The 14012-nt window shown below is 56.5% G+C and carries 11 protein-coding genes; all 11 read right to left on the bottom strand.

All coding sequences use genetic code 11. The features are described 5' to 3' along the window. Positions 1–369: 369 nt before the first annotated feature. Positions 370–2013 carry a vWA domain-containing protein gene (locus HF320_RS03220; RefSeq protein WP_169277047.1) on the bottom strand — a complete coding sequence of 548 codons (1644 nt, stop codon included), beginning with the start codon at positions 2011–2013 and terminating at the stop codon, positions 370–372. 359 nt (positions 2014–2372) lie between these two features. After that, on the bottom strand, positions 2373–3392 hold the full coding sequence (locus HF320_RS03215) for an ABC transporter ATP-binding protein (RefSeq protein ID WP_169277046.1): 1020 nt from the start codon (positions 3390–3392) through the stop codon (positions 2373–2375). Between the two features lie 3 nt (positions 3393–3395). Then, positions 3396–4517 carry an ABC transporter ATP-binding protein gene (locus HF320_RS03210; protein ID WP_169277045.1) on the bottom strand — a complete coding sequence of 374 codons (1122 nt, stop codon included), beginning with the start codon at positions 4515–4517 and terminating at the stop codon, positions 3396–3398. Between the two features lie 4 nt (positions 4518–4521). Then, entirely contained in the window at positions 4522–5484 is a 963-nt protein-coding gene (locus HF320_RS03205; protein WP_169277044.1) for an ABC transporter permease, read from the bottom strand. Between the two features lie 13 nt (positions 5485–5497). Beyond that, complete coding sequence (locus tag HF320_RS03200) at positions 5498–6514, bottom strand: ABC transporter permease (RefSeq protein ID WP_169277043.1); 1017 nt, start codon at positions 6512–6514, stop codon at positions 5498–5500. A 148-nt stretch (positions 6515–6662) separates the two neighbouring features. Further along, positions 6663–8366 (bottom strand): peptide ABC transporter substrate-binding protein, encoded by a 1704-nt coding sequence (locus HF320_RS03195; RefSeq protein WP_169277042.1) that lies wholly within the window; start codon positions 8364–8366, stop codon positions 6663–6665. A gap of 331 nt (positions 8367–8697) precedes the next feature. Continuing rightward, entirely contained in the window at positions 8698–9933 is a 1236-nt protein-coding gene (locus tag HF320_RS03190) for a M24 family metallopeptidase (protein WP_169277041.1), read from the bottom strand. A 96-nt stretch (positions 9934–10029) separates the two neighbouring features. After that, entirely contained in the window at positions 10030–11691 is a 1662-nt protein-coding gene (locus HF320_RS03185) for a peptide ABC transporter substrate-binding protein (protein ID WP_169277040.1), read from the bottom strand. Between the two features lie 175 nt (positions 11692–11866). Further along, complete coding sequence (locus HF320_RS03180) at positions 11867–12949, bottom strand: aldo/keto reductase (protein WP_169277039.1); 1083 nt, start codon at positions 12947–12949, stop codon at positions 11867–11869. Positions 12950–12962: 13 nt separating this feature from the next. Then, positions 12963–13301 carry a TIGR04076 family protein gene (locus HF320_RS03175; protein ID WP_022387121.1) on the bottom strand — a complete coding sequence of 113 codons (339 nt, stop codon included), beginning with the start codon at positions 13299–13301 and terminating at the stop codon, positions 12963–12965. A 248-nt stretch (positions 13302–13549) separates the two neighbouring features. Next, on the bottom strand, positions 13550–13804 hold the full coding sequence (secG, locus tag HF320_RS03170) for a preprotein translocase subunit SecG (protein WP_022387120.1): 255 nt from the start codon (positions 13802–13804) through the stop codon (positions 13550–13552). Positions 13805–14012: the final 208 nt, after the last annotated feature.

Genomic DNA, 14012 nt, shown 5'->3' with positions numbered 1-14012 from the left:
TAATAGCCCAGACCCAGGAGCCGATGCAAGAACTTTTTTAAAAAGTTTTTTGCTAAGTCGATTTACGCAGGTCAGATGGCTTATTTTAGTTCGGATAATGACGAATGACGGGTTGGAAGCGTCGCAAATTGTCTCTTCTCGTCCGGTCTGGCCCGGGGATTACCCCCCCCTCGCTGGTCCTCGCCGCTTCGCGGCTGCGGAATCGCTCAGGGGGTAATCCCCGGGCCAGACCTGCGTTGAAGTGGTATGCGCATCGATCATCAATCTTCAGTTGCTTCACCCTGCAGCGACCGCAAAAAACAAAGAGCCCGTCTTCAGATTTGAGGACGGGCTCAAAACGCAGGGATTCTAGTCGTGCAAATCTAAAACTTAGCTGCGTCGACGATTGAGATGTACTCCGGCGGCGCAGATGACGGAACCGAGAGCGAGGGCCGCTACGGTAGCGGCAAGGGCATTATCGCCCGTCTTGGGGAGGTTGCCCTTCTTGTCCGTTTTAGCCGGTTTCTTCGTATCCGTGGGCTCTTCTGGTTTAGGCTCGGGCTTTTGCTCGGGAGCGGCAACCGTGTAGGAAACCGTCGGAACGGGGAAATCGCTTGCGGTGCCCTTGTCGCCGTTGCCGTCAACGGGGTACAGGGTTGCACTCTCGTTGACCTTGAGGCTATGGGCGCCGGCCTCGGTGGGCTTATTAACTAATACCTCGCTGTACGTAAGGGCAACCGGTTTAGCGGGCACCGCGGCCTCATTGAGTGTGAAGACGAGCTTCTCGTTCTCCCCTGCCGTGTACTTGAGGGTGAAACGATAGGTGCCATCCGCACGCTTGCCAAAGCCATACGTGGTCTCGTCGATCTTCTCGGGCGCAAGGTCCTCGCCCGCAACGTTCAGACTGATCTTGCTGGCATCGTTCACAAAGTCAAAGTTGTTGCCGATCGTGTCTTCAACGGTCGATCCAGCGGCGATCTTGTCGATAAGCTTGGCCTTGAGCTTATCGAAGTCAGTGTTGAGTTGGCCGTTATTGGAGTTTCTCGCGAGATACTCCAGGAAAACCTGGCCATTGAAGTCGGCTTTGTTCTTGTAGTAGACGTTCATGTCGTAGCCGGCCTTGACCATCGACTGGAACGTGTCGTCCGTACTCCAATACGCCACATCGATGTTGCATGGCGCGTTAACGTCAATAGGAATGGGGTTGGTAGTTCCGGTGGCAGCCGCCTCGACGGTGTACTCGTAGTCGTACTGAGCCCAATTCTTATCGGAGTTCTGATATTGATCCCTGTAGTACGCAAGGTACTCCCCAAGCTTCTGGGGGCTCGTCATGGCCTGCGAGAAAATAAAGTTAGAGCCGTCGGAAAACTTCTTCCAGGCGTTGTTGGTGTTGTACTCGCGACGCACGGATTCCCATATGCCGCCCATTCCGTTCGTTCCTGTGTATGCAACGCCGGTCTCAGGGTTCGTTTGCTTGGTCGGATCGCCAAACGACCTGGTATACGGCGTGGTGTAATCGCCATTCTTGCAATACAGGTACGTAGCTCCATCGCTAATGAGGATAACGTGCTTGTTCTCAGCCTTAACGGACGTATCCGCATCAAGCATGCTCTTGGCAGCAAGAAGGCCCGCGTCCATGTTGGTGCCCGAGTCAAGACTCGAGTTCATCGCCGCCAGAATGTCGTCGTAACCCGTAACAACATCGGTCAGCTGTTGCTTGATATTTCCCGCTTTTTCAAAGAGGACAACACCCACCCTAATGTCGAGGCCATCGGCCTGAGCCTTTGCCTTAACCTCCTCGAGGAAGGACTTAGCCTGGTTATAGATGTCCTTCTCTGCAGAAGCGCCAGACTTATCAAGAACAAACACGACGTCGGCAGGTTCCGCCTCGCGCTTGCCCGGGAACGAAAGCGTGACCTTCGTCTCCAGGTTCTCATCGAGCTCGGTGGCCGTCTTTTGATTCTGCTCAAGGACAGCCGCTTGATCAGTCGCCGGCGCATCTTCGGCAAACGCAGGCGCCGCGGGAGCAGGCATGCCGAGCGTTAGTACGGCAGCAACCCCCCCAATGCAACAACGGCAGTCAAACTTCGCTTTATCAAATCCACTGTTTTCATATGTGCTTCTTCCCACCATACTTTTACCGAAGCCCAATGGCTGGACAAGCTCGCCTTGTACGCAAAAGCCGGGAACCGTTGACTTCGGAACATTCCTATCACACATGTAACACGGTCTGTCACACTCACAAAATACGACTTAAGACGAGAGACCTTTGGCCCAATTCTGTAAACAAGCGTTCTCGTCCCATGGCTATAGATGAGATAGCAATCTTTAATCTCAGCATGCTCAAATAAAAAGGCTCGCATGGAAAACTCCATGCGGGCCAAAAGGGGCGCTTACAGGTCGATGTGCGATTCCTTGATGGGGAACGGCTGACCAAAGTGGCATGCGCAGAAGTGACCAGGCTCAAGCTCCTTGAACTCGGGCTGTTCACGCGAGCAAATCTCCTGAGCAATCGGGCAGCGCGTATGGAAACGGCAACCCGAAGGCGGATCCAGCGGTGAAGGAGGATCGCCGGCAAGAATGATGCGCTTGCGTGTCTTCTGGATATCCGGATCCGGAACGGGCACTGCGGAGAGCAGCGACTGCGTGTACGGATGGCACGGCTGCGCATAGAGGCGCTTCCAGTCGGAAAGCTCGACAAGCTTACCTAGGTACATAACGCCCACGCGATCGGAGATGTGCTGCACAACGGAAAGGTCATGAGCAATGAACAGATAGGCGGTACCAAACTTATTCTGCAGGTCCTTGAGAAGGTTGAGTACCTGTGCCTGAATGGACACGTCGAGTGCAGAAACGGGCTCGTCGCAGATGATGAGCTTCGGACGCAAAATGAACGCACGCGCAATGCCAACACGCTGGCGCTGGCCACCGGAGAACTCGTGCGGGTAGCGGTTGATATGCTCGGGGTTAAGGCCAACCACGTCAAGCAACTCGCGAACGCGCTCAAGACGCTCTTCCTTGGTACCAATGCCATGGATGGTCATGGGCTCGGAGACAATCTCGCCGATGGTCATACGCGGATTCAAACTCGCGTACGGATCTTGGAAGATGAACTGCATATCGCGACGCATGTCCTTGAGCTCTTTTTTGCTCATGGATGCAATGTCACGACCCTGGAAGAACACCTTGCCAGCCGTAGGCTTGTTGAGGCGCATGATGGTACGGCCCGTCGTGGACTTACCGCAGCCGGACTCGCCTACCAGACCAAAAGTCTCGCCAGGCATAATCTCGAACGAAACATCATTGACAGCCGAAACAACGCGCTTGGAAAAGCGGCTGGAAAACACGCCGGAATTGGCGGGGAATTCCTTGGAGAGGTGCTCGACCTTGAGCAACGGTGTGATATCTGCCATGGTCTACTCCTCGCCTCCCGTCATCGTATCGTCCATGCCCGTAGCGATAGCATCCTTGCTGGTACGCGACGTGGCAGGAGCATTCTTCTTCGCAAACTCCGAATCGGAGGCGTAATGGCACGCCGCATAGTGACCCTTGGAGAGCTCCACGCGCTCGGGACGCTTGGTGTGGCACAGCTCGGTAGCATAGGGGCAACGGGGTGCAAAGGCGCAACCGGTGGGAAGATTGACGAGTGAAGGCGGGTTGCCGTGAATGGGCGTAAGCGGCTTCTTCTCGTCGATAACCTGCTCGGGGATGGAGCGAATAAGACCCCAGGTATAGGGGTGGCGGCTCTCGTAGAAAATCTGATCGGCAGTACCGAACTCCACAGGGCGGCCAGCATACATAACCATGATCTTATCGGCGATATCGGCGACGACACCCAGGTCATGGGTAATCATGACGATAGCGTTGCCGTTCTTCTCCTGCATCTCCTGCATAAGCTCGATAATCTGTGCCTGAATGGTCACGTCGAGAGCCGTGGTGGGCTCGTCGGCAATCAGGATGTCGGGGTCGCAGGCAAGTGCCATAGCGATCATAACGCGCTGGCGCATACCGCCCGAGAACTGATGCGGGTACTCGTTCACGCGCTTCTCGGGCTCGGGGATGCCCACCAGGTCAAGCAGCTCGGTAGCACGCTTAAGCGCCTGCTCCTTGCTGTAGCCACGGTGCAAGCGAAGACCCTCGCCCACCTGCTTGCCAATCTTGTAAACCGGGTTGAGCGACGTCATGGGATCCTGGAAGATCATGGCGATGTCGTTACCGCGAACGTGCTGCATCTCCTCTTCGCTCATATCGAGCAGGGACTTGCCGCGATACGTCACGGAACCGCCATGAATCTTTCCGGGAGGCATAGGGATGAGGCCCATGATGGTCATGGCCGTCACGGACTTGCCCGAACCAGACTCGCCTACCACGCCGAGGGTCTCGCCACGGTCGAGCGTATAGGAAACGCCATCGACCGCGTGGACGATACCGTCCTCGGTATGAAAGTACATCTTGAGGTTATCGACTTCCAGAAGATGCTGCCCCTCAGGAATGGGCTGCGTCTTGAGGTCGACGTAGTTTTTCGTATCCTTCTTCATGACTTTATGCATCCTTCATCTTGACGTCGAGCGCATCGCGCAGACCGTCGCCCAACAGGGTGAAGGCGAGCACGGTCGAAAGAATGGCGAGACCAGGCATGATCATCATCCAGGGAGCGGTCTGCAGGTAGGCCTGACCGTCCTGAATCATCGAACCCCAGGAAGGCGTGGGCGGAACGACGCCCATGCCCAAGAAGGACAGCGAAGACTCGGTAAGGATGGCGCCACCGATGTTCATCGTGGCGTACACGACGATGGAAGCAACGGAGTTCGGGAAGATGTGACGCGCAATGATGCGAATGTCAGATGCGCCCATGGAGCGAGCCGCGTCCACGTAGTCGTTCTCTTTGACCGTAAGGATTGCGGATCGGAACACACGGGCGATGGAAGGCCAGCCCAAAATGCCGATGGCCACGAACACGTTCGTCAACGAACGGCCGAGGACGGCGATGAGCGAGACCACGAACAGAACATACGGGAAGGCCAAGAAGATATCGGCCAGTCGCATGATGATCGTATCCCAGATGCCTCCGTAGAAGCCGGCCAGAGCGCCCATGATCAAACCGAGGATCGTGGAGATGGCGGTTGCCATAACGCCAACGGAAAGCGAGATGCGCGCGCCGTAGATAACACGTACAAGAATGTCGCGACCGAGGGCGTCGGTGCCGAAGGGATGCTCGCCCGAAGGCGGAAGCGTCGAGTTCTGTGCCATCGTGGTGGAGTCGGCAGCCGTCGGCGAGCCGAGCCACTGCTTGGCCCACAGGTCGGCCGAAAGAGCCACGATGATGACGAAGATAATCCAAATCACCGAGATAACGGCGAGCTTGTTCTTACGCAGACGCTTGAAAGCGTCGCCCCAAAGGGTACGTGAGGCGGCGGGGGAAGAGGAATCGGACTTCTGGTGAATCTCCTCCAGCAGCGCCTCGTTTTCCTCCTCGATCGTCTGAGGGGTCTTGTTGTCGTTCATGAAGTACCTCCCCTTAGGCGTTCTTGTTGGACGAATCGAAGCGAATGCGCGGGTCGAGGAAAGCGTAGCTCACATCGACCAGCAAGTTGATGACCATAACCACGAGCACGATAAGAGTGACGCCACCCATAACGATGGGCCAGTCGCGGCTGCTAATGGCACGGAACATCTCGTAACCGATACCGGGCCAGTTAAAGACCGTCTCGGTGAGGATGGCGCCGGAGAGCATGGCACCGAAGTCGACACCAATATACGTAACAACCGGAATAAGGGCGTTCTTGAGCGCGTGCCTCCAGATGATGGCACGATTGGAAAGACCCTTTGCCTTAGCGGTACGAATGTAGTCCTGGTTCATAACGTCCAGAAGCTGCGAACGCATGATGCGTGCACAGTATGCGGTGGAAACAGAAGCGAGCGTCACCGCGGGAAGGATGTAATGCACCCAATCCTGATACTGAGATGCCGTACCACCCGCACCGGAGATGGGCAGAACGTGCAGCTGCACGCCAAAGAACAGCTGGAGCAGCATGCCCAGCCAAAAAGCGGGCACAGCGACGAGCACCGAGGTCACCAACGTGACCAAGATATCCCAAAAGGAATATCTCTTAACCGCCGAGATGATGCCGGCGCCAATACCCATAATCGCCTCGAGGACGATAGCGCAAAGGGCAAGCTTCGCTGTATACGGATACTTGGCAGCGAAGATGTCCGTCACCGGCAGCTTGCGCTGATACGAGCTGCCAAGGTCGCCCTGAAGCAGGCCGGTCATGTAGAACACGTAGCGGTTCCACAAGGTCTCGGGAACGGGGTCGCCGTTCTCGTCCAGAATTGCGTTGCCCTCATCGTCAACCTGAACAAGGTGATACTTGACGCGAAGCTGCAGCTCAACCTCGGGGGTGAGCGCCTTTTCGCCACCAATCAACTTGATCGGATCTCCCGGAACGATGTTCTGAAGCGCAAACAGGATAAGCGTTACGCCCAGAAAAACCGGGATGAATTGGAGCACACGCTTGAGGATGTACTTTCCCATACAAAAAACTCCCCTACCGTGGATACACCTAAACGGGATGTCAACCGATGAAGATTGACACCCCGTCAAACAAACACTCAGTATATCGTTTTGCCGCCGTCTGCGCTATAGGTGTAATAACATGCAGATTTTGGCCGTTTGAGCTCTATTAAGCGCTGAGCTCCGTGCGGTTCAGATAAGCATGCTTCTGCGGGTCCAGATAGAAGGACTTGATGCGATCGGAACCGGCAGTGACATGCGAATAGAACATCAGCGGGATGACCGGGCAGTCGGCAGCGATGATCTTGTCGGCTGCGTGCATCTTCTCGATGCGCTCCTTGTCATCAACCGTGGCGCGAGCCTCGGTGATGTCCTTGTCAACCTCGGCGTTGCTGTAGCCAGAACGGTTATCGCCACCGAGAGAGTCGGAGTGGAACAGCGGATACAGGAAGTTATCCATGATGGGATAGTCGGCAATCCAGCCCAGGCGGCCAAACTGATAGTCAAGCTGCTGATACTGGTCAAGCAGAGCGCTCCACTCGGGGGTATCGGACACGACCTCGAGACCGACCTTCTCCAGGTCGCCGATCACGGATTCCATGATCTCCTTGTGGCCACCGTCCTGGTTGTAGGAAAGCGTGAGCTTCAGACCACGAGAGCCGTCGGAACCTGCGGGATAACCAGCCTTGTCCAGGCACTCCTTGGCAGCGTCAACGTCGTACTTGCAGTACTCCCATGCGCCCTCCTGGTAGCCGTCGATACCCGGCGGGATGATACCGTCGGCAGGGGTACGGGTACCCTTGAAGAGAGTCTTGCAGATAGCCTCGCGGTTGATGGCCATGGACACGCCGCGGCGTACGTCAGCGTTGTTGAAGGGCTCTGCGGTGTTGTTGACGACCAGATAGTAGACGGAAGACTCGCCGCCGAGCAGCATGTGCTGGCCGTCGGACATGGTGTAGCCGTCCTTGGACTCGCCGCGGTCCTTGATGGCAGAGTCGATCTGCGGCACGGGCACGTCGCAGATGTCGAGGTTGCCGGCCTGGAACTCTTTCCAAGCGGTCTCGACGTCCTTCTGAACGGTAAAGTGAACGCCGTCTACCTTGGCCTTGTTCTTGCCATAGTAGTCGTCGAACTTCTTGAGGTTGATCTCCTGACCATCCTCCCACTTACCGTCCATCTGGAACGGGCCGTTGCCGATGGGGGCCAGGTAGAAGTTCTTGGCGTCATCCTCGGCAGCAGCAGGCACGGGAGCCAGTGCCGGGTGCGAAGCAACATAGGGGAAGTCGGCGTAAGGGGCAGACAGCTTGACCACAAACGTAAGGTCGTCTGGGCAGGAAAGACCGGCAAACTCGTCGGCATCGCCAGCGGCGAGCTCGTCATAGCCCTCGACGAACGAAAGGTGGTAGGAGACCTCAGACGGGCTGTACTCCATCGCAACGGCGCTCTTGGGGTACACGACACGGGTCCATGCGCGCTTGAAGGCCTCGGCATCCACAGCGTCACCGTTGTGGAACTTGGCACCCTTGCGCAGATGGAAGGTGAACTCGGTAGCGTCGTCGCTGGCATCCCAGGACTCAGCAGCAAGACCGACGATCTCGTTCTTGTCGTAGTCGAAGTTGGTCAGTGCATCGAACAGCTGGAAGGAAACCTGCGTACCCTGGTCTTCCCGGACGTTATAGGGATCGATGCAAACGGGGTTGTTGATGTAGTAGTTGACGGTAGCGCCCGAGGTGGCACCGGAAGCGGAACCAGCGGTGCTGGAGCCGCCCTTCTTGCCGCAGGCGGCCAGGAATGCGAGAGAGCTCGCAGCGAGGGAGCCGCCCACGAAAGCGCGACGACCCATAACGGGCTCATGGAATTTGAAATCAGCCATGCCATCCTCCTTAAATGCAGAACATGGGCGATACATTGCGCGAGAGCTGCAGTGCATCCCATTCGAGCTACACGCCCGTTGGCTGTATGGGCGTATGCGCGATTGGATGTACTTTACTCTATTTTGGAAAAGTGTCGTTTGTTGTTTTTGATTAAAACAACAGGTATTTCTTTAGTCAGCAAAAGTTATTGCACCTTTGCCGCCAAAAGAACCGCAGGTTAAAGCTGCAAAAAAACGCGGCCGCGCCACACATGCAGGCACAGCCGCGCTTTCCATTCGTTTCCGAAAGCCATTTTTTCGTTAACGAAAGCGAAACAATAAGTGGCGGGTTCTAGCCGATGAACGTAATCTTGTCGCGGCCTTCATGCAGATAGTGAACGCCCTCGCTGTCGAGCATGATGGTCTCCTCGGTATAGATAAAGCACTTGTCGCGACCCTGAGCCGGCGCTTTGACGTTGAGCTCCAGCGCCCAGCAGGTGTTCTCGTCCACGCGCACATCTCCCACCACGGGGATTGAACCCTGGTTTGACCACAGGCCGATGGTGGGGCCAGGACCATGTCCGTACATATTGCAGGGATGCGAGTACAGCATGGCGTCAATGCCCTCCTCGCGCGCAGCGGCAAGCGAGGCTTCGAAAACCTCGTTACCCGTACGGCCGGGCAACATGTTCTCGCAAACGATATCCTGGAAGCGATTGTTCACGGCAAGCGCATCCACAAGCTCGGAGGGAATCTCAGTCTCGCCGGGGCGCGCCACATAGGCCAAGCGCTGGCTGTCAGTCATCATGTTCATGTAGCGGATGCCAAAATCGCAGTGCAGAAGGTCTCCCGGCTCGATCACACCGGTGATGCGCGATTCGTCGACACCCGCGCGTTCGATATCCATCGTGGGCTCGAACCAATACTCCAGGCCCAAGTCAACGGCACGCTGACGCATGAAGAACTCGAGGTCCTGCGTAGTGGTGATACCGGGCTTCACGACCTCGGACGTATACATCTCCTCGAGAATCGAGTACGAGACGTCTGCCACCTCGGGCATAAGCTCCATCTCGGTAGGAGTGCGCAGCTCCATCACCTTAATGGGAAAAACGTCATCGGCATACATCCGGCTCGTCCATGTTTCATCGAGGCCCTCGAGTAGCAGCGCTTCGCAGCCGGCAGAAAGGCCGTCGGCCACGGCAAAGTTCTTCGAGCGGTCGACGGCGATCGTGCGGGGCTGATATTCCTCAAAGAGACGCTGAAGGGCAGCCATCTGGGGTTCTTCACGCCAATCAACCCAATAGCGCTCGTAGAAGCGCTCGAGGTCCTCGTCGGGCATCGCCACATGAAAACGGCGCACGCCCTCCTCCGTCTTCACGAAAGCGAGGATTGTCAAGCGGCGTGCCGTGGGATACATGGGCGGAAACAACGCGCGGAACGTAGGGTCCTCGTTGTACTCGCGAGATACATGAAGCCAGATATCGGCGCCACTTTGCTCCATAGCCTGCGGAACGATTCGCTCCAGGCGCTCCTTGAGACAGCGCTCCTGAATCTCATAGCGCTCGCGCACGCTTCTGACCTTGATCATGTGCTTGTCCCTTCTTGTCATAAAAAGGGATGCGCACCGGTGCGTACACGGCAGCGCATCCCCTCTTCAAGCTATATAGATACGTCAAGCTCGGAATTAAGCGAGCTCAGCGGTGCCAAGTTCAGCGTGCTTGGACGGATCGATGTACAGGTGCTTCACGCGATCGGAACCGGCGATCTGGTGCGTGTAGAACATCAGCGGGATGATGGGCATAGCATCGCCAACCTTGCGGTTGATAGCCTGCAGGGCCTTGATGCGCTCTGCGTCATCGACGGTGGCGCGAGCAGCCACGAGAGCCTCGTCGACCTCGGGATCGGCATAGCCGGTCTTGTTGTCGGCGCTCTTGGAGTTGAACATCGGGTACAGGAAGTTATCCAGGATAGGATAGTCGGCGCTCCAGCCCATGCGGCCAAACTCATAGCTCTTGGAATCCAGGGAGCTGATGAAGGCAGCCCACTCGGGGGTGTCGGACTCGACATCGATGCCAACGGCGTTCAGGTCACCGATCACGGACTCCATGATCTCCTTGTGGCCTCCGTCCTGGTTGTAGGAAAGCTTGAGCTTCAGACCGCGCGAGCCGTCGTTGCCCGCAGGATAGAGCTTGTCGAGAATCTCGACAGCAGCGTCCTTGTCGTAGCGGCAGTCGGCCCAAGAGTTCTTCTCGTAACCGGCGATTGCGGGAGGCACGATGCCGTCGGCAGGGGTGCGGGTGCCCTTGAAGAGAGTTTTGCAAATGGCCTCACGGTTGATGGCCAGGGAGAGTGCGCGACGGAAGTCGGGGTTGTTGTACGGCTCGATCGTGTTGTTGACGATGAGATAGTACGTGGAGAGCTCCTCGCCCAGCAGCATGTGCTGGCCATCGGACATGGTGTAGCCGTCCTCGGACTTGCCGCGATCGGCCACGGCGGAGTCGACCTGAGCCACCGGGACGTCACAGACGTCGAGGTTGCCGCCCTGGAACTCCTTGTATGCCGTCTCCATATCCTTCTGGATAGCAAAGTGGACAGCGGAGATCTTTGCCTTCTCACCATAGTAGTCGTCAAAGCGGGTGAGGTTAATCTCCTGGCCGTCCTCCCACTTGCCATCCATCTTGAACGGGCCGTTACCGATCGGCGCCAGGAAGAAGCTCTTGAAGTCGTCCTTGGCAGCCTCGGGAACAGGAGCCAGCGCGGGATGCGAGCACACATAGGGGAAGTCTGCGAGAGCAGAGGTGAGCTCGACCACGAGGGTATCGTCGTCCGGGCAGGTCACGCCGGAGAGCTCAGTTGCGGAGCCATCGAGCATCTCGTCGTAGCCCTTAACAAAGGACAGGTGATAGGAGATGACAGAAGGGGAACCGGGGTTGGTCTCGGGATTGCAGATACGTTCCCAGCCATACTTGAAACTCTTGGAGGTAACGGTCTCGCCGTTATGGAACTTGGTGCCGCTCTTGAGGTGGAAGGTGTACTGGGTGGCATCGTCGTTGGCCTCCCAGGAATCGGCGACGAGGCCCTTGAGCTCCTTGGCCTCGAAGTCGTAGGTGGTCAGCGAGTCAAACAGCTGGTACTCAACCTGCGTGCCCTCGGACTCCTGCGTGTTGTAGGGGTCGATGCAGACGGGGTTGTTGATGTAGAAGTTGATGGTGGCGTCACCAGCAGCACCGGAACCGGCATCAGAACCGCCCTTCTTGCCACAAGCGGCAAGAGCAGCGAGAGCGCCGGTTGCAAGCGTACCGCCGACAAATGCGCGACGGCCCATCATCACGTGATTGGTAGCCATAAGACTGCAATCCTTTCGAACAAGGCCCCAAAGAGCCAAAAACCAAATCGCCCCAAAGGGCGCACACGCATCGCGGGCGCGGTTTGCCATCCTGTGCTCGCAATGAGTCAGAGTATATGCCTTCTGCCCAACAAACGGCGTCTCATATTCGGCAGAAGGCTCTTTTGTGAGCGATTTATTTCTCCCCCTGCTCCTCTTCATTCACATTCATGTGAATGATGCCGCGATAGCGCGGACTCGTGCGCTCAAGGGTGTAGCAATCGCCTTCAAGACGCGGGTATTCATTCAAAAATGCCGTGATAGCGGCCTCGTCCTCGGCAGTGAGCTCAAACTCAAAAATCATACAGTTGTCGTCTACATGACGGCTGTTGCGCACACCGATAATGGCGCAGGCAACGGAAGGCTGCCCAAGGATATATTTCGTGGCGATATGACTCGGCTGCACGCCGTAGTGACCGGCAATCTCGGTAAGCAGCGCGAGCAGCTTCTGGTACCCCTCCCAGCCCACGGAGTCCTCCAGCACCTGCAAGTATTTAACCTGCGAACGCGTCTCGGGAACAGCACGCTTGATGCCACGCCACTTTGATCCCAAAAGACCACCCGCAAGCGTGCCGTAGCACACATGCGAAATACCGGCGCCTTCGCAATAGGCAGACAAGCCGTTTTCGGGCCTACGATCGAACATCGAATACTGGCTTTGGCACGAAACGACATTCACGCCTGCATCAACAATCTCTTTGAGGTGCGAAGCATCGAAATTGGTGACGCCGATGTTGCGAATCTTACCGCGCCGCTGGAGTTCGGCCAGGTCCAGCGCAGTCTCTACATAGCCGGGCACGTCATAGTCCCACCAATGGAACTGCACAAGGTCGAGGGTGTCACGATGCAGGCGGCGCAGGCTTCGATCGATGATCGCTTCGGTGTGCGCAAAGTCGACATCGGCCAGAATATCAAGATCGGGCACGTATTTGGTATGGATCTGGATCTCATCGGCAGAAACAGCTCCTTGCCCCGCCTTGAGCTTCTCGACGAAAGTGCCCAAAAACTCCTCTACACCGGTGTAGATATCGCCGCAATCGAAGGTTGTGAAGCCACGCTCCGTAAGCTCGAAAAAAGCCCGCGTCACATCGTCAAAATCGATGGGGCTTGTCAGGGAGTGGCCCTCCGAGAGCTGCCAGCAACCGTTGATCACGCGGCTTACGGTATAGCCGGGCGCCAACTCGACGCGTTCGGGTCCTTCAAATGAATCGAGGTCCATAATCCACCCACTCCTAACGTTTTGAATCCAGGGGTACCACGGTGCAGTCACCATGACGAAGCGTGCGCTTGCCCACGCGCGAAATCTTGAACTGCGCGCCGCAATTGGGGTCGGGACAGGCTATCAGGGCGTCGGTTCCCATCCAATCAGCTTCCTGCAGCGGACGTTGCTTTGCCGGCAGCAAGGGCAAAAGCGCCGCAAGGGCATACATAGAAAACGACGCACCTTGCGGAAAAACGAGGTTCTCCCCTTCTACCAAGAAGCTGTCTCCCACATGATGCGAACAGACAAAGGGTTTTTCACCGGCCACGACCTCAACCTTAAGGTCGTACAGCTCAAACTCGTCGGCCACGTCAACTCCTATCAGACGCATCTTTGACACTGCTTTGCGGCAGCACACCGTATGGCAGCAACTTTAGCACGATGCAGTCTTCTGCACGACCTGGCAGCGAGACAAAATGAGTCTCGACTTGCCTTCAGACCCCGATGCGGGCATGCATTTAGCACCGCGACCCCTGGGCCCGGCAGAACCGTGAAATAAAAAAGCGGCCGCCCGGACAAATCCGAGCGGCCGCTTGCGCATTTTATATAAGTGATGGCCTACATGCCGTAGATGCCCTGAGGGAAGAAGAACATGGCGAGCACGACGCAGATTGCAAAGACCACAGCGACGATAACCGTGAGCTTGTCAAGGTTTTGCTCCATGACACCGGTTGCAGCGCTGGAATTGTACAGCGAGCTGGCAATCATATCGGAAACGCCGGTGCCCTTGCCGGAATGCATAAGGACGAGCGCGATAAGGGCAACAGTGGAGATAGCCCAAACGATGAAGAGGATGATCTGGAACGGACCCACGAGGTTCTCCTTTAGAGATGCTAAAACTACAGTCTGCTATGCTACCACAAATCATCCTTTTCCCCTCAAAACATTACAGACAGGCTCATCTGTGCCACATTTTCACCGCGCCTTCGCACAACCCGAAAACGTCTTGTCTTGGACAACGGCTTCACAACGCTTACCGATTCGTCCGAGAACTCCTTTGCACCAAGCAACACGCACTCAG

It is taken from the genome of Collinsella acetigenes (genome assembly GCF_012844445.1).
In the GTDB taxonomy this organism is placed as follows: Bacteria; Actinomycetota; Coriobacteriia; order Coriobacteriales; family Coriobacteriaceae; genus Collinsella; species Collinsella acetigenes.
This window is presented reverse-complemented; position numbering and strand designations above follow the sequence as displayed.